General features: G+C 46.9%; 10 protein-coding genes. 8 read left to right on the top strand and 2 right to left on the bottom strand.

Features of this window, described 5'->3' with window-relative positions; genetic code table 11:
* The first annotated feature begins 4 nt into the window (after positions 1–4).
* The 8 genes from FRZ54_RS00370 (at position 5) to sov (ending at position 14,834) form a co-directional block, all read left to right on the top strand.
* Positions 5–1,285: a murein hydrolase activator EnvC family protein gene (locus tag FRZ54_RS00370; protein WP_147029674.1), complete on the top strand. Its 1,281-nt coding sequence runs from the start codon at positions 5–7 to the stop codon at positions 1,283–1,285.
* Between the two features lie 59 nt (positions 1,286–1,344).
* Positions 1,345–1,773 (top strand): Sec-independent protein translocase subunit TatA/TatB, encoded by a 429-nt coding sequence (locus tag FRZ54_RS00365; protein WP_147029673.1) that lies wholly within the window; start codon positions 1,345–1,347, stop codon positions 1,771–1,773.
* Between the two features lie 23 nt (positions 1,774–1,796).
* Positions 1,797–1,982 (top strand): Sec-independent protein translocase subunit TatA/TatB, encoded by a 186-nt coding sequence (locus tag FRZ54_RS00360; RefSeq protein WP_147029672.1) that lies wholly within the window; start codon positions 1,797–1,799, stop codon positions 1,980–1,982.
* 95 nt (positions 1,983–2,077) lie between these two features.
* Entirely contained in the window at positions 2,078–3,505 is a 1,428-nt protein-coding gene (gene gatA, locus FRZ54_RS00355) for an Asp-tRNA(Asn)/Glu-tRNA(Gln) amidotransferase subunit GatA (protein ID WP_147029671.1), read from the top strand.
* Between the two features lie 33 nt (positions 3,506–3,538).
* Positions 3,539–4,723, top strand: coding sequence for a lytic transglycosylase domain-containing protein (locus FRZ54_RS00350; RefSeq protein WP_147029670.1), 1,185 nt, complete (start codon positions 3,539–3,541; stop codon positions 4,721–4,723).
* A 122-nt stretch (positions 4,724–4,845) separates the two neighbouring features.
* Positions 4,846–7,152 carry an NADP-dependent malic enzyme gene (locus FRZ54_RS00345; RefSeq protein WP_147029669.1) on the top strand — a complete coding sequence of 769 codons (2,307 nt, stop codon included), beginning with the start codon at positions 4,846–4,848 and terminating at the stop codon, positions 7,150–7,152.
* Positions 7,153–7,167: 15 nt separating this feature from the next.
* The gene (ruvA, locus tag FRZ54_RS00340) at positions 7,168–7,752 is read left to right on the top strand and encodes a Holliday junction branch migration protein RuvA (RefSeq protein WP_147029668.1); all 585 of its coding nucleotides are present in this window, start codon (positions 7,168–7,170) and stop codon (positions 7,750–7,752) included.
* A 62-nt stretch (positions 7,753–7,814) separates the two neighbouring features.
* Positions 7,815–14,834 carry a T9SS outer membrane translocon Sov/SprA gene (gene sov, locus FRZ54_RS00335; protein WP_187359822.1) on the top strand — a complete coding sequence of 2,340 codons (7,020 nt, stop codon included), beginning with the start codon at positions 7,815–7,817 and terminating at the stop codon, positions 14,832–14,834.
* A 51-nt stretch (positions 14,835–14,885) separates the two neighbouring features.
* Here the strand turns inward: sov and FRZ54_RS00330 are convergent, their stop codons facing one another.
* On the bottom strand, positions 14,886–15,578 hold the full coding sequence (locus tag FRZ54_RS00330) for a head GIN domain-containing protein (protein ID WP_147029666.1): 693 nt from the start codon (positions 15,576–15,578) through the stop codon (positions 14,886–14,888).
* A 66-nt stretch (positions 15,579–15,644) separates the two neighbouring features.
* Positions 15,645–17,462, bottom strand: coding sequence for a nucleolar protein 12 (locus tag FRZ54_RS00325; RefSeq protein WP_147029665.1), 1,818 nt, complete (start codon positions 17,460–17,462; stop codon positions 15,645–15,647).
* Positions 17,463–17,563: the final 101 nt, after the last annotated feature.

Below are 17,563 nucleotides of genomic sequence, written 5' to 3'. Positions count from 1 at the left end.
GCGAATGAGGTTTTTGAAACAGTTTCTTATTATATCCGGGTTATTGATCACCGCATTGCATGTACACGCGCAGAGCAGCGATGAATTAAAGCGCCTGAGGAATAAATATAATGAAGAACTGGAGCAGCTAAACCGAGAATACGAGGAAACGGCTAATAACAAAAAAAGCTCGTTACGGCAGCTGAGCCTGTTAAAAGAGCAGATCAACATCCGCGAGGAAAAAATAAACTCCATTAATTCAGAAGTAAGATTGCTTGACAACCAGATATCGGAAAGCAACACTTCTATTCACAACCTGCAAAGCCAGCTCGACCTGCTGAAAAAGCAGTATGCTGCTATGATATTGTTTGCCTATCATAACCGAAGCTCATACAATAAATTGATGTTTGTTTTTGCGGCGAAAGACTTTAACCAGGGGTATAAACGGCTGAAATACCTGCAGGAATTTGCCGGCTATCGTGAGCGCCAGGCACAATACATAGAAAGCACCGAAAAGGACCTTCACGTAAAGATAAACCAGCTGGATAACACCAAAAAGGAAAAGAACAATATCCTTGCCGACCAGATAAAAGAAAAAGTAACACTGGGCAAGCAAAAGAAGGATGAGGCCAGGGTTGTATCTGATCTTTCAAAACAACAGGGACAATTAAAACAACAACAACGTGACCTGCAACGAAAAATAACTAAGACAAACCAGGAAATACGCGATGCTATCCGACGGGAAATAGCCGAGGCCAGGCGTAAGGCGGAAGAGGCGGCGAAGGCCGCCGCGGCAGCGGCAAGTCCGGGGGGTAATAAAAATGTTACAACCAACAAGGATAAGGCGAACCGGCCAACGGACAGCGAGGTTTTGAATACCACCAAAGAGGCAGCAAAGCTCTCGAGCGACTTTTTGGATAATCGCGGTAAGCTGCCCTGGCCGGTTACCAACGGCATGATCATTCGTGGAATGGGGGTTTATACCATAGAGGGAATACGGACAGAAAGCGATGGCCTGGAGATAAAAACTAATGCCGGAGCGCCTGTAAGGACCGTTTTTGATGGGAAAGTACAGGCAGTGGAAAATGTTTATGGCACTTATACCGTTATTGTAATTCATGGTGAATATTTTACGGCATATTCTAACCTGAAATCGGTGACAGTTAGCAAAGGTCAAAAACTAAGTACCAAACAAATGGTTGGTACGGTAGCGACAGACCCGGCTACGGGAGAATCAGTAGTGCAATTTGCGATCTATAAGGGTATTAATCCGGTGAATCCGAAGATTTGGCTCTTCCCTGAATAGAATTATTTTCAATCTTTGTACTATTTTATTACGTATATTTGTAAATTCATTTAGAGGATATGTTTAGTTCGGTATTATTGTTTTTGAACATTGGCGGCGGGGAGATGGTCCTTATTGTTTTCGTTGCACTGATGCTTTTTGGGGGTGAAAAACTTCCCGAAATAGCACGGGGACTGGGAAAGGGAATACGCGATTTCAAAGACGCTTCGGATGGTGTGAAACGCGAGATAGCTAACCAGATCAATAATTTTGAGGACAAAAAGACCGATCTGCCGGTGGCTGCTACTGTCGAAGAACCATCGCACTTGTTACCTGAAAGCGAGGTGCAGAAGCAACTGCCTGAAAACGCGGAAACTACGGAAGAACAACCAGAAGTAAGCGGCGTGGCAAATACGATGCCTTATGTTGAGAATCATACCACTCCAGTTCATGAGGAAACACATGCTACCGAGACTAAAATAGAACCAGTTAAAACAGCACACGAATAATTCATTAAATAAAACTTAAAGACATGGGCTCATTAGGCGCACCGGAAATTATTTTAATCCTAGTTATTATACTAGTATTGTTTGGCGGAAAGAAAATTCCTGAATTGATGAAAGGCTTGGGAAAAGGGATGAAGGAGTTTAAAGACGCCCAAAACGGCGAAAGCACTACAACCACGACGACCACTACTGAAGAAAAGCCAAAAAACTGATCCGGAAGGTTCAGCCGAAGGCTATTCTGTAAGACTATCATAAACTTATCTGCTGAAATCTCCATTTCAACGGATAAGTTTTTTATTTTAGCCCCATGACTACATTCTATTCCTCTTTTGATGAAATAAAGAGGGAATTGCAAAGCGGCCGTATCACGGTTGAAGGATTAGTAAAAAGCTATCTATCCCGTATCAGGGACAATGCACACCTGAATGCTTTTAACGAAGTATTTGAACAGGAGGCCTTGTCACGTTCCAAAACCATCGACGCGCGTATCAAAGCAGGGAACGCAGGCAGGCTTGCGGGCATGGTTATAGGTATTAAGGATAATATTTGCTATAAGGATCATAAAGTAACCGCCTCATCAAAAATACTCAATGGGTTTACATCCATATATTCTTCCACTATAGTTGAACGGCTGTTGGCGGAAGATGTCATTATCATAGGCCGCTGTAACTGCGACGAGTTTGCGATGGGGGCCTCAAACGAAAACTCTTATTACGGTCCGGTAAAAAACTACGCAGATACAAGTCGCGTGCCGGGCGGTTCGTCGGGTGGGTCGGCAGTGGCTGTACAGGCCGGCATGTGCCATGCGTCGATAGGTACGGATACCGGCGGTTCGGTGAGGCAGCCGGCATCTTTTTGCGGATTAGTGGGATTGAAGCCAACTTATGGCAGCATTTCGCGGCACGGAATTATCGCCTATGCCTCATCTTTCGACCAGGTAGGGCCCATCACGCGCTCTGTAGAGGACGCAGCCTTGTTACTAGAGATCATGGCGGGCGCCGACGAGTATGATTCTACGCTCGCCCGAAAGCCCGTAACTGCCTATAGGGATGAACTGAAGCCCGCGGGTTCAAAAAAGAGGATCGCCTACTTGCAAGAATCGCTGTCAAGCCCCGGTGTCGACGATGAGGTGAAGGGCTCTCTGATAGGATACATCGAAAAGCTTCGTGCTGATGGGCACACGGTAAAACCCGTAGCCTTTGAATATCTCGACTATATCGTACCAACCTATTATATACTTGCCATGGCCGAGGCCTCATCCAACCTCGCCCGGTACGATGGCGTGCATTACGGCTACCGAAGTCCGGCAGCTACCGACCTGCTGACTACATATAAACGCTCCCGTTCTGAAGGTTTTGGTAAGGAAGTGAAGCGCAGGATCATGCTGGGTACGTTTGTGCTGAGCGCCGGCTATTATGATGCGTATTATGCTAAGGCACAGAAGGTAAGGCGGCTGATCAGGGAAAAAACGGATAGTTTGCTGGAAGAGTTCGACTTCATTTTAACACCTACCGCACCCGAGCCGGCATTTGCGCTGGGGAAAACAGAAAAAGATCCTGTTGTAATGTATCTTTATGACATTTTTACCGTACAAGCATCATTAGCCGGGGTTCCGGCTATTTCCTTACCGGCTGGTGCTACTAATAAAGGTTTACCCCTGGGCTTACAATTATTAGCCAAGCGTTTTGCCGAGCAGGAATTATTAAATTTCTCTAAATATTTCTTAGAGCTATAAAAATTTAATAGATTAGTAAATCCTAAGGTAGAAATGAAGAGATTATTAGTGCTTATAGCCGCCCTCTGTCTTATCCAATTTTCTAAAGCTGCCACGACCCCTAAGTTACAAGGATCATCAAAGGTTGCTGAGTGTTGCATCGTATTGCCTGCTCACGCCGGGCGCGATTCTGCAGCTACCCGTATAGAAAAACCGGTTTACTCAGGTATCTATCGCAATAATATTTTCAAAAAGCGTCTTGATTCCATCCAGCAAGACGTTCAACTGGATTACAACGAATATGTACAGGCCGAGATAGATAATTACCTGTCTACTGAGCGTGCCGAAATTTCCCGCGAGCTGGGCCTATCCAAATACTATTTCCCCATTTACGAAAAAGCATTTCGCGAAACAGGAATTCCGGACGAGATCAAATACCTTTCTGTGGTAGAGTCGCGACTGAATCCGAACGCGATTTCGCGTGTTGGCGCTACCGGTCCATGGCAATTTATGAACAATACCGCCAGGATTTATGGGCTTACCATGGACGACTATGTCGACGAACGCAAAGACCCCGTACAATCAAGCTACGCGGCAGCGGCTTACCTGAAAGACGCTTACCAGCAATTCGGCGACTGGCTACTTGCTATCGCATCTTACAATTGCGGCAAAAGCAATGTGATCAGGGCTATTGAAGAAGCAGGTTCAAACGATTTTTGGGCCATACGCCAATATCTTCCTGCCGAAACAAGGGATTATGTGCCGTTATACATTGCTATTACCTATGTGATGAAATATCACAAAAGCTATAACATTGTTCCGCAGGAATGTTATTTCTCTACCGAAACAGATACCGTACAGGCTGATAAATTTATTTCACTTACCAGCGTGTCGCGCGTGTTATCTATTGATATTGCCCAGCTGACGCTGCTCAACCCATCCTACAAAAGACTTATTGTGAACGGTTCGGTTGAATCGCCGAAGAGTTTGGTTATCCCCAAAAATTTCAAAGCGAAATATGCAGCACTCTACGGTGCAATTAATTGTGAACTGGCTGATGCCGATCTTTCAACCTATGGGTCATACGACAGGATAAGGCGCATAGAAAGCAGGCCGCCTATACACCACCGCTCAAGAAAATTTGATACGATGGCATCCGCGAAGCCCAAGAAAAATATAAACAATTTTGTCAGCTACCGTTTGGAGGCCGCGGTTGCAGCCAAACTCAATAAAGGGTAATATAATTAATCAGGATATTGGCCCGGTTTTGAAAATGATCAGAGCCGGGCTTTTTTCGTTTTAGGTATGCCAGCCCCCGAAAAGAATTGTAATTTTGGATAATCGAATTCCTAAAAATAACCATGCATAAAACCAACCGGAAGCAGGACGCGCTTGATTATCATTCAAACGGGCGCCCGGGCAAAATACAGGTAGTACCTACCAAACCCACCAACTCCCAGCGCGACCTTACTTTGGCCTATTCACCTGGTGTGGCAGAACCCTGCCTGCGGATAGCGGATAACGTGGACGATGTTTATAAATACACCGCAAAAAGTAACCTGGTGGCAGTTATCACTAACGGCACGGCGGTGCTGGGGCTGGGCAATATAGGGCCGGAAGCTGCAAAGCCTGTGATGGAGGGAAAGGGATTGCTATTTAAAATTTATGCGGATATTGACGTGTTCGACCTGGAGGTAAATGCCAAATCGGTAGATGAGTTTGTGTCCATTGTGAAGGCGCTTGAGCCTACCTTCGGCGGCATCAACCTCGAAGATATTTCGGCGCCAAGCTGTTTCGAGATAGAGCGCAGGCTGAAAGCTGAAATGAAAATACCGGTAATGCACGACGATCAGCATGGTACAGCGATCATTTCAGGCGCTGCCTTGATGAACGCCTGCGAGCTACAGGGCAAAAAGCTGGATAAGATAAAAATGGTTATAAACGGGGCCGGCGCTGCGGCCGTTTCCTGTTCTAAAATATACCTTTCTCTTGGGGTTAAAAGGGAAAACCTGGTCATGTTCGACATCAACGGCTTGATAACACCTGACCGGACAGACCTGGATGAAATTCGATTATTTTTTGCTACAGAGAGGAAGGATATCAGCACTTTGGCCGATGCCATGAAAGGTGCGGATGTTTTTATCGGGCTATCTGCAGGGAACGTTGTGACGCCTGATATGCTGAAAGGCATGGCCAAAAACCCTATCGTGTTTGCTATGGCGAATCCGGTACCTGAGATAGCTTATGATATCGGTATTAAGGCACGTAAGGACATCCTGATGGCTACCGGCCGCGCTGATTTCCCGAACCAGGTGAACAACGTTTTGGGTTTCCCGTATATATTCCGCGGGGCGCTTGACGTTCGTGCAACGGCCATCAATGAAGAAATGAAATTGGCCGCCGTTTACGCAATTGCGGAACTGGCTAAGAAACCGGTGCCCGAAGAAGTGAACCTGGCCTATAATACGCGCAACCTGAAGTTCGGCAAAGATTATATTATTCCTAAGCCTATGGACCGCAGGCTTATAACCGAGGTCTCTTCAGCAGTGGCAAAAGCAGCGATAGCTTCGGGTGTGGCCAGGAAGGCAATAAGCGACTGGGATGCTTATGAAGAGCGGCTGAGGCTAAGCATTGGCGCCGACGACAAGATACTGCGGAATCTAGCCAATAAAGCCAAGCAAAACCCGAAGCGGGTAGTATTTGCTGAAGCTGACAATTATAAAATATTGAAAGCGGCGCAGATAGTACGGGAAGAATGCATAGCTACACCGATATTGCTGGGTAACTGCGCGAGGATAAGGAATATCATCAAGCATAGCGACCTGGAACTGGATGATGTGGAGATCATCGACCCGCGCGATGAACCGGGCCGTTTCCGGGAATATGCCGATTATTTGTACCAGAAAAGGCAAAGAAGAGGCATAACCGATACAGAAGCAAGCAAAATGCTTACACAACGGAACTATTTTGGCGCCTGCATGGTGCAATTTGGTGACGCCGACGCATTGATCTCCGGATTGACTAAGGATTATGTGGCTACGGTAAAGCCGGCCCTGCAGGTAATCGGTACACGGGAAGGTGTTAACAGGGTGGCCGGCATGTACATGATGCTGACAAAAAAGGGCCCGGTGTTCATAGGCGATGCCACGGTCAATGTCGACCCAACTATAGAAGAATTGGTTGACATAACGGTGCTGATAGATCATTCGGTAAAGCAATTTAATGTGAAGCCGAGGATTGCTGTGCTGTCATACTCCAATTTTGGCTCAAACGAGGGCGAGATACCTTTCAAAACCCGGGAAACCGTGCGCCTGCTTCATGAACGGTATCCCGATATCGTGGTCGATGGCGATATGCAGGCCAACTTTGCACTTAATCCTACCTTATTGGCTGATAACTTTCCGTTCTCAACCCTCAATGGCGCACCTGCCAACACCTTAATTTTCCCGACGCTTGAATCGGCCAACATAGCTTACAAATTATTGCAGGAAATTGGCGATGCCGAAGCCGTAGGCCCGATATTGCTCGGGTTGAAAAAATCTGTTCACGTGTTGCAATTGGGCAGTTCGGTAAGGGAAATTGTCGATATGGTTACTATAGCCGTTGTCGACGCCCAGGAAAAGGAGGGTAACGAAACCCAAAAAGTTGTTTCACGTACACGTAATTAATACTAAAAAGCACTTATGTACGCTTATATTGACGGTAAACTGGCCTACAAAAGCCCTTCGTACGTGGTTATTGATGCAGGCGGTGTTGGCTACCAGGTAAACATATCACTAAACACCTATTCAAAACTTGGTGATACCGAGCGTTGCAAATTATTTACCTGGCTGCATGTGAAGGAAGATGCGCACACGCTTTACGGCTTTGCCGATGAGGGCGAACGCAGGTTGTTTCTGCACCTAATATCAGTGTCGGGGATAGGCCCGAATACCGGCAGGATGATCTTGTCGTCGATAACACCGGAAGAGATACAGGCAGCTATCGTAAAAGGGGATGTTTCACAAATACAGCGGATCAAAGGCATCGGCCCAAAATCGGCACAACGTCTTATCTTGGAACTACAGGACAAACTGAAAAAGGATGGCCCCGACACACTGATAACCGTTCCGGTGAACAGAACGGTGAAGGATGAGGCCATGTCGGCGCTGGTGATGCTGGGCTTTGCCCGTAACGCTGTTGAAAAGGTGCTTGATAATGAATTAAATAAAAATGGCGGTAATTTAACCGTTGAACAACTAATTAAATTCGCACTAAAAAGTTTATAATTACGTAGATTTTTACCCCTTGACGCTTGATCCGGACTTTTACCTTTAAAGCTGCTTTATCCATGTTGCTGATCTACGCTTTTTGCGGGATCAGGACAGCCTTCGCACAGCAGCCCGCATCAAAGCCGGATTCCTTAACCATCAGGGCGCCATTTACAAATACCGAGTCGCGCAATAACCAGTTGAAGCAGGGTTACCTTCAGCCTGACCCCCCGGGCCTGGTTAAAACTATAGAATACGACCCGGTAAAGAACCAGTATGTGCTTTATCAAAGAGTGGGTAGTTTCGATTACCGCCCGCCGAAATACCTTACTTTCAGCGAATACCTCTTACTGAAGCAACGCGAAGGTACCCGCGTATATTTTAAGCAACAGGCCGACAGCTACGCATATCAGTCGCAGCAGGAGGGATTTATTCCCCAGATCAAGATACGCAGTCATACTTTCGAGCAGATGTTTGGGAGTTCGGATATCACCATCCGGCCGCAGGGCTCGGCGGAGATGATAATGGCCGGGCAGATCAACAGTAACCAGAACCCGCTGTTCAATACCAAGCAGCGCAGCCAGTTCAATTTCAATTTCAACCAGCGCATCCAGATGAACGTTACCGGTTCAATAGGGGATAAGCTTAAAATATCAACCAATTACAATACAGACGCGCAGTATCAATTTGAAAACCAGATAAAGCTGGATTACACCGGTAATAAAGATGAGATCATTCAGAAAATAGAAGTTGGTACCGTAAGTTTTCCCTTAAATACGACCCTTATAACCGGTACGCAGGCCCTTTTCGGTGTAAAGACCAAACTCAAATTCGGCAACCTGAATGTGACGAGCATTTTTTCGCAGCAGCGTTCACAATCAAAATCCATCACCATAACCAACGGCGCGCAGCAGGGTAATTTCAGCTTTACGCCAGCCGATTATGAGGCCAACCGCCACTATTTTTTGTCGCAGTATTTCAGGGATAATTACGATAAGGCGCTGGCTAATATCCCCATCATAAGCTCGAACATCAACATCACCCGTATCGAGGTTTGGGTTACCAACCGCACCAATAACACCACCGGCTCACGCGATATATTGGGTTTGATGGACCTGGGCGAAAATAAGCCTTACAACAAGTCGATCGTGCAGGGCGGCGCAGGTTACAGCGGATTGCCCGCAGGCTTTTCGGGGCCGGGTTTCGCGCAACAATCCAACAACCTGTTGCAGAATTTACCTGCCGCAGCACGGCAAACCAACTCGAATGCTATTAATGCCTATTTCCAGGCGACAGGTGGCAACGATAACTATGCCAGGCTGACGTACGCACGCAAGCTGACTGATAAGGAATTTACCCTGCATCCGCAATTAGGTTATATATCGTTGAACTACCCGCTGAACAATGACGAGGTACTGGCCGTCGCATACCAGTATACCGTGAATGGCGTTGTGTACCAGGTGGGTGAGTTTTCGACGGATAGGCCGGTTAATACCGCAACCCCCGAAGTATTGTATGTGAAATTGCTGAAGAATGCATTGTTAAAAACCAGCCTGCCTACCTGGAAACTGATGATGAAAAACATATACTCCCTAGGTGCTTACCAGGTTAGTTCAAGTAATTTCAGGATGACGATATCGCGGCTCGACGAAAGCTCGGGCATTGCCAAACCCATTATGGGCGAAGGGTTGCATACCAAAAGCAAGCTTTGGCTACAGCTGACGGGATTGGATAACCTCGATTCGCATAATGACAAACAGCCCGATGGCTTTTTCGACTTTATTGAAGGCGTCACGATCGATTCGCAAAACGGGCGCATTATATTCCCGGTATTGGAACCTTTTGGATCGGACCTGTCAAAACAATTCGACCCCGGCGAACAGGACCTGATACGACGATATGTTTACCAGCCGATATACGACTCGACCAAGACCATCGCCCAACAGTTTTTCCCTCAGCTAAACAGGTATCTTATCAAGGGTACTTATACTTCGCAGTCCGGGTCGGAATATCAATTGAATGCAACCAATATTCCGCAAGGCTCTGTTGTGGTTACCGCGGGGTCTTCTAAGCTTGTCGAGGGAACTGACTATAACGTTGATTACAGTGCCGGCAAGATCAGGATCATTAACCAGGCATTGCTATCCTCGGGGCAGCCCATTACAGTTAACCTGGAGAATAACGAACTTTTCGGTGTGCAGCAGAAATCATTATTTGGCTCCCGTTTTGATTTTAAAGTGAACGACAACCTTGCGCTTGGGGCAACCCTGATGCACTTGAAGGAAACGCCCATAACGCAAAACGAAGTAGTTGGCCAGGAATCTATTTCCAATACCATTTATGGTTTCGACGTGAATTATAATTCACCGTCACGTTTCCTCACAAGGTTGGTTGATAAGATACCTTTCGTTACCACCAAAGTGCCGTCGTCGGTTAGTTTCAACGGCGAATTTGCACAACTTTTGCCGGGCAGTCCGTCAGCGCTGAACTTTGCCGGATCAAAGAACGGTACTTCTTACCTTGACGACTTTGAAAGCAGTCAATCTGTTATCGATATCAAAAGCGCCTCAACCTGGCAAATTTCGGGCACGCCGCAACAGTTCCCCGAATCAAAGTCGTTCAACGACCTTAGTTACGGCTATAACAGGGCGCGCATTGCTTTCTATAACATCGATCCGATATTTTACAGCGGCGGCACTATCCCGGTCTCACGGACGGAATTGTCGAAACCTTATGTAAGGGAAGTGCTCGAAACGGAGGTGTTTCCTTACAAGCAGTCTGTAACCGGTCAGCCGTTGACCCTGCCCACATTCGACCTTGCCTTCTATCCCAATATCCGAGGCCCTTACAACTTTAGGACAACCGGCTTGAACAGCGATGGAACTTTGACCAACCCGCAACAAAAATGGGGTGGCATATTCCGCGGTATTTCGACCAATGATTTTGAAGCGCTGAACGTTCAGTACATCGAGTTTTGGGTAATGGACCCGTTTATCGGCAAACCAAATTCGCAGGGTGGCGACCTGTACTTCAACCTCGGTAATATATCGGAAGATATTTTGCAGGATGGCCGCAAAGGGCTTGAAAATGGAATCCCGGTAAACGGCGACCAGAGCCAGGTGGATACCACCGCCTGGGGAAGGGTAGTAAAAACACAGCCCGTGGTAAATGCCTTCGACAGCAACCCGGCATCAAGAACTATACAGGATATCGGCCTGGACGGGTTGAACGATGCTGATGAAAGGTCGAAATTCTCAACTATCGTTAACCAGGTAAAGGCACAGGTGAGTGCGCAGGCGGGAAACACTTTTAACAACGACCCTTCATCCGACGATTATCAATATTACCAGGGACCGCAGCTCGACCAGGCAGGCGCGGGTATTTTACAACGCTACAGCCAGTATAACGGTACAGAAGGTAACTCTAAAACTTCCGAGCAATCCCAGGCATTGCTGGGCACACCAACTTCAGCCTCAACGTCGCTGCCTGATGCCGAAGACGTGGACAGGGATAATAATATGAACCAGGACGACGAGTATTTCCAATATCACGTGTCGGTTCGTCCGCAGGACATGGTAGTAGGACAAAACTTTATTAATGATAAGGTAACGTCGCAGGTTAAACTGCCCAACGGCACTACCCAGGCTGTAACATGGTACCAATTCCGTATACCGATAAATAGCCCGCAAAGCGTTGTGGGTAATATCCAGGATTTCAAATCCATCCGGTTCATCCGTATGTTCATGACCGGGTTTGCCGATACAGCTATCATGCGCTTTGCAACTTTGCAGTTAGTAAGAGGCGATTGGCGTGCATTCAATTCGGAGAACAACCCGACGAATGTGATCGCTGACCCTTCGATCATCAATCCCCCGCTTGATAATTCTTCGCTGGATGTGGAGACGGTTAATATCGAGGAAAACGGTAACCGTACCCCTATCCCATACGTGGTTCCGCCGGGCATTATACGGCAACGCAATTACAACAACCTGCAAACCAACACGCAGTTGAATGAGCAATCGCTGTCGCTTAATTTCTCGAACCTGCGCGATGGTTATTCCCGTGCGGCATTTAAAGATTTTAATAACGACCTGCGCAAATACAAAAAGCTGCAAATGTTTATCCATGCCGAGGGCACGCAGCTGAAGGACAACGATGTGAGCGCTTTTATTCGTCTCGGTGTTGATTATACTGACAACTATTACGAGTACGAAATACCGATGAAGCTGACGAACGCGGGTACTAATGACCCGAACGCGATCTGGCCCACCGAAAACGAACTGGATATAGAACTGGCGCTGCTGACAAACGCCAAGCTGGCACGTAATAACGCCAAACTGAACGGGCAACCCTGGCCGCTTACGGTGCCTTTTACCCTTAGCGACGGCAAAAACAAGATAACCATTAAAGGCCAGCCCGACCTGAGCAGGGTGGCTACCGTGATGGTAGGCGTTCGCAACCCGTTAAAAACAAATGCAAGCACCGTGGTCGACGATGGCCTGGACAAATCGGGTATTATTTGGTTTGATGAATTGCGAATGACCGACTTTGACAATAAAGGCGGCTGGGCGGCAACCGGAAGGTTCGATGCTAAACTGGCCGATTTTGCGTCGCTCACCGTAACCGGCAGCCGGACGACTGTTGGATTTGGCGCGCTCGACTCGCGGCTGGCCGACCGGACACTGAATGATACCAAGGTTTATGATGTATCGGGCAGTGTGGAGCTCGGTAAATTCTTCCCCGACAAAAGCGGTGTGCATATACCGCTTTATGTCAACGTGTCGCACCAGGTAAGTACGCCTGAGTATGACCCTGCGCAGCCCGATATAACCCTAAAACAATCGTTGCAGGCGGCAACCAGTACCAAACAGCGGGATTCGATACAAAACACGGCTGAGGATTATACGCTGCGTAAAAGTATCAACCTTACCAATGTCCACAAAACAAAGACAAATCCATCGGCGCCAAACCATGTTTGGGATATCGAGAACTTTAATGCAACCTATTCCTACATCGAATATAATCACCATGATTTTACGACGCTGAGTGACTTTGAAAAAACGTATCATGCATCGCTGGCCTATAATTTTGCTACCCAGCCGAAATATTACAGCCCGTTTGAAAAGGTTATCAAAAGTAATTTGCTATCGCTGATCCGGGATATTAATATCGACCTGATCCCGTCGCGCCTGAATTACAGCATCAATTTCGACCGCTTCTATTCTGAAAATACACTGAGAAATAACGACCCTAACAACATTATTGCCATCCCCACTACTTTCAATAAAACATTTAACATCACGTCGGTCTATGGTTTAGGGTGGAATCTTACCAAGTCCCTCACCTTGGATATAGATGCAACCAACCTGGCAACAGTCGACGAACCGGCAGGGCGCCTCGATGGTTTAAAAAGGGATACGTTGTGGGAAAATATCCTGCACCTGGGGCGTACTACCAATTACAACCATACCCTTACGCTTAATTATACCTTGCCGCTTAATAAACTGCCATATATGGATTGGACGGCCGTAGTGGCCCGGTATAGCACACACTTTACCTGGCAAACCCAGCCACTTTTTGCGATAAACGACCCTGCCTATAATGTCGGCAACAGTATCCTGAATTCGCGTACCATTCAGCTGAACCCGACATTCAATATGGCAACGCTTTATAATAAATTTGCTTTCTACAAACGCCTGACCGCCAAGCCGGCAAAGGATGGGGAGGAAACATCAGGAATTGGCAAGGTGTTTTTGGGCCTTTTGACCAGTATCAAAAACCTGAGCGCGGCATACACGCGTACCGAGGGTACTTTTATACCCGGGTACCTGCCTAATTCGGGATTTGCGGGAGAGGATTTTAACTACAACGCGCCGGGCATCGGCTTCCTGCTGGGCAGCCAGGCCGACATCAGGCAGAAAGCGGTTTCCAAAGGCTGGCTGACGACAGACACACTACAGAACCAGCTTTATTTGCGCACGCTTAACGAAGACCTGCACCTGAAAGGATCGCTGGAACTTTTCAAGGACTTCAGGATAGAACTTATCGCGTTTAAAACGCAGAACCATTCATACCAGAGTAATTTCAAATACCTGCCTTCGTCGGGCACTTTTGAAAATTTGACGCCAAGCACAACAGGCGACTATACCATCTCCTACATGTCGATAGCCACGGCATTTTCAAAAATAAGCGGCATCGACAACTCATCGCCCACATTTACGAAGTTTGAGCAAAACCGGGCCGTTATTTCGCAACGCCTGGGCGCATTGAACCCGAACTCGGCAAAAGGGGCGGTTGGAAACTATACCGATGGTTACAGCCAGAATTCCCAAAATGTGGTGGTGCCGGCTTTCCTTGCCGCTTATACCGGGAAAAATGCTTCGAGTATCGGTCTGGGTAGCTTCCCGTCTTTTCCCATACCCAACTGGGATATACGTTACAGCGGGTTAAGCCGTATCCCCTTTCTGAGTGAACTATTTGAATCAGTCGACATACGCAACGGCTACCGTTCGACCTTTACGGTGGGCAATTATACCACATTGCAGCAATACCAGGTGGCCAATGGCGCAGTAAGCTCAAGGGATGCGAACAACGACTTTTTGCCGCTCTATCAATTTTCATCGGTTACGATATTTGAACAGTTTGTGCCTTTGCTGGGTATCGATATGCGATTCAAGAACAACCTGACCGCGAACGTAGAATACCGGCAAACACGAACGCTGAACCTCAGCCTGTCCAACAGCCAGCTGGCACAGCAGAACGAGGATATACTGGTGTTGGGTTTTGGCTATAAGACCCGCAACTTCAGGTTCCCCTTTGGTATGTTTAACGGCACCAAGCTGAATAACGACCTTACTTTTAAAATGGATCTTTCGCTGCGCGATAATAAGACGCTGGTTTACCAGGCCGATATTCCGGGTGCACAAATATCTTCTGGCGCAAGGAATATCACCTATCGGCCCGAGATAGATTATGTTATAAACCAGCGCTTTAACCTGAGCCTGTTTTACGACACCAATATCACCAAGCCGTTTACGTCGCAAACGTTTAATACATCGTTCACCAACTTCGGTGTCAACCTTAAATTATTGCTGCAATAAAAAGGCCACCCGCAGGCAGCCTTTTTACTATTAATCTCAAATTGGGTTGAACTATTCTCTTGATACACGTCCCGAACCGGTAGTGCGAACATCGCTTATAGATGCGCTGCCCGAATAAAGCACGCTTCCCGAACCTGTAATATGGCCCGATACGCTTTTTTCTGCTTCTACATGGATATTGCCCGATCCGGTAATGGTAGCTGAAACGGTATTAGCTTTAAGGCCCCTGCCCTCAACTTCGCCCGAGCCGGTAACTACGATCTCGGCATCGCCGGCGCTGCCGGTAATTTTAATGGAACCGGAACCACTGATAACTGTACGCAGGTTGTCGGCCTTTACGGCTGTGCTGATATTACCCGAACCGCTTAAGATGGTTTTAACATTGCTGCCCGAAACCACGCCATCCACCTTAATACTGCCCGAACCGGCATTGGCAAGCGAATTCAATGATTTAGCTTCGACGTATATTTCCGCTTTGTGAATATTACGATGGCGATTTTCGCGGTTGAACCTGATTTTCAATGTGTTTCCTTCAACTACGGTCTCGATGTCGTTGATCACGTCATCATCGGCGTCAACCTTTACGCTTTCGTTGCCGTCTATCTTAACATGTACATTAAAGGGCCCGCCGGATGCTATGGCGTTAAAACCCGATACAGAACGCGACTGGCCCTGTGCTGAGGCAGATATGACGAGCACCGAAAAGAGCGCCACTGATAAAATGGAATATGCTATTTTTTTCATAATGAATAACTTTTAGCTAAATGACGAACCTAAATTACGAACGTTGCATGGTTGGTAAAGAAAGTTCTATTGCGGGTTATTGGCTTTTTCTTGTTTTTCGGCTTCCTTTTTTTGTTTTCGCTCGGCGCGCCGTTGCTTTCGCGCGGCTTTTTTTAGTTCCCGTTCCTGTTTTTTTATACTTTGCTGGGCAATTTTATCCTTAACGGTCTTCTGCATCTTCTCATCGAGGCCTACACAGGGTTTAATGCCTGTAAGCAATGTGTGCCATATTGTTTTAAAAAAAGGGTAGTCCTTAGGGCGGTTGTAGGTGACATAAAAAGAGCGCGGCACTCCGCCCGGTTTATCGGGGTTGTCGTGCTTGAGTACCATGATATTGGCAAATAAAGTCGGGATCACGGCATGTTTTAACCGGTCGTTATTTGTATCCGGCTTTAATACAGTGACCTTCAGGCTATCATAAAGCACGCTGACCCTGCCTTTTGCTACCTGGTTGTCGGCATTGATATCGAACTCGAAACGGTTGAGCTTCCCGGTGTTTATCTTTACCAGCCCCAATGCCATGATCCCTTTATTTAATGCACGAAGATCCATCGGGCCAACATCGCCCTTATAGCTGAACGGCACATTCGCATCTGTAAGATTGAATTTAAAGATCACGTTTACCTTACCGCGGTTCATAAAATAACTGGTTAATGCAGCCGTGCAAATATTGTTTTTCTGAAGCGCCTGCGGGTTGTTGGTAACGTTCAGAAACCTCCCGGAAGAATGGTCGAACGTTATCGTCCCGGCTTTGCCCGATTTATGATTAAGTTCGGTATAGGTGATGTCGACCCCTCTTGCATCTATGGTGTCGATGTTGAGGTCGGCCTTCAATTCTTTTAAACCAAAATTCGGATACGTCTTTACCTTATCGGTTGTAGGCTTTTTCTTGTTCGGGTTGGTAAATATGTTAAGCGATCCTTTGTTCAGCAACAGGTGCGACGCATTGATGATACGGTATTTGTGATAGGTGATATAATCAAACCTATCTACCTCGAGCGAATCGAGATGTATATCGAACCTGTCTTTACGGCTTTTCTCAAAAAATGCGCTGGTTTCTAAGGGTTGCAGGTCGAGGCCCTCTAGGGTAAGTTTCGAGGTTTGAGTGGATAAATGGAGCGCCTTTATGCTGTAGGTGTAAAGCCCGTTCGAAGTATTGGCCGTATAATTATTCAGATCGGCGTCGATATCCCTGCAAAATAAAACCCGCGACCTGTCGGTCTGCGTTGCCGAGTCGATAAGCAGGTCGGTAGCGCCAAGGTTCATTTCCTTTAGTTCGGATATGGCTAGCTTATTGCCCGAATAATCCTCATATTTAAACTTTACATCGCCCAGCACGATCTGCCCGATATGGACCGATCTGAGTGTTTTGGATAATTTTTGCCAGGTAGTTCTATTGTCCCGGGCGGCGGTATCCTTAGTGTGGTTAAGTTCGTAACTAACCTTTATCTCAGGTGCCTTCAATATTACTTCGCCGATATCAAGCACATGGTCAAAATATAGTTTGAACGGGTGCATGTGCGATATGGTGACTCTTTTTACATAAAGTTCCACCAGGTTGTTGGGCGCGAAGTGATTTGCTTTCCTGCGGTTGTAAACCGTGGTGTCGGGTTTAAGCGTGAGGTTGTAAATATCTATCTCGCCCCTCAGGATATGCAATTTCGCATCGGTAAAGTCGACGTGGTAGAGGCTGTCGCTGCTTTTGAGCACGATGCTTTTTACCTTTTTTGCCAAAATAGGCGACCAGTACTGGTTGACAAACACGGCGAGGATAAGCACGAGCGCTATCAGCGAGCCGAGGACGATCAGCGTTATTTTTTGCCATCTTTTTAATTTTGACTTCATCAGCTGAAATGTCCGGTAGTGTCGCATTCAGGTTAATACAACACTTTTCCGCAATTTGTTATTTTTTGGACTATAAATCATCATAATAGAGTCGGGATTTT

Origin of the sequence: Mucilaginibacter ginsenosidivorans, assembly GCF_007971025.1 — a bacterium.
Lineage (GTDB): Bacteria > Bacteroidota > Bacteroidia > Sphingobacteriales > Sphingobacteriaceae > Mucilaginibacter > Mucilaginibacter ginsenosidivorans.
The sequence above is the reverse complement of the archived record's forward strand: the minus strand, read 5'-3'. Positions and strand labels throughout refer to the sequence as shown.

What these genes read in the sequence shown, in the direction of transcription:
- ruvA (WP_147029668.1), top strand. Translation starts at nt 7,168, where the DNA reads ATGTACGCTTATATTGACGGTAAACTGGCCTACAAAAGCCCTTCGTAC.
- FRZ54_RS00370 (WP_147029674.1), top strand. Translation starts at nt 5, where the DNA reads ATGAGGTTTTTGAAACAGTTTCTTATTATATCCGGGTTATTGATCACC.
- sov (WP_187359822.1), top strand. Translation starts at nt 7,815, where the DNA reads ATGTTGCTGATCTACGCTTTTTGCGGGATCAGGACAGCCTTCGCACAG.
- FRZ54_RS00350 (WP_147029670.1), top strand. Translation starts at nt 3,539, where the DNA reads ATGAAGAGATTATTAGTGCTTATAGCCGCCCTCTGTCTTATCCAATTT.
- FRZ54_RS00325 (WP_147029665.1), bottom strand. Translation starts at nt 17,462, where the DNA reads ATGAAGTCAAAATTAAAAAGATGGCAAAAAATAACGCTGATCGTCCTC.
- FRZ54_RS00345 (WP_147029669.1), top strand. Translation starts at nt 4,846, where the DNA reads ATGCATAAAACCAACCGGAAGCAGGACGCGCTTGATTATCATTCAAAC.
- FRZ54_RS00330 (WP_147029666.1), bottom strand. Translation starts at nt 15,578, where the DNA reads ATGAAAAAAATAGCATATTCCATTTTATCAGTGGCGCTCTTTTCGGTG.
- FRZ54_RS00360 (WP_147029672.1), top strand. Translation starts at nt 1,797, where the DNA reads ATGGGCTCATTAGGCGCACCGGAAATTATTTTAATCCTAGTTATTATA.
- FRZ54_RS00365 (WP_147029673.1), top strand. Translation starts at nt 1,345, where the DNA reads ATGTTTAGTTCGGTATTATTGTTTTTGAACATTGGCGGCGGGGAGATG.
- gatA (WP_147029671.1), top strand. Translation starts at nt 2,078, where the DNA reads ATGACTACATTCTATTCCTCTTTTGATGAAATAAAGAGGGAATTGCAA.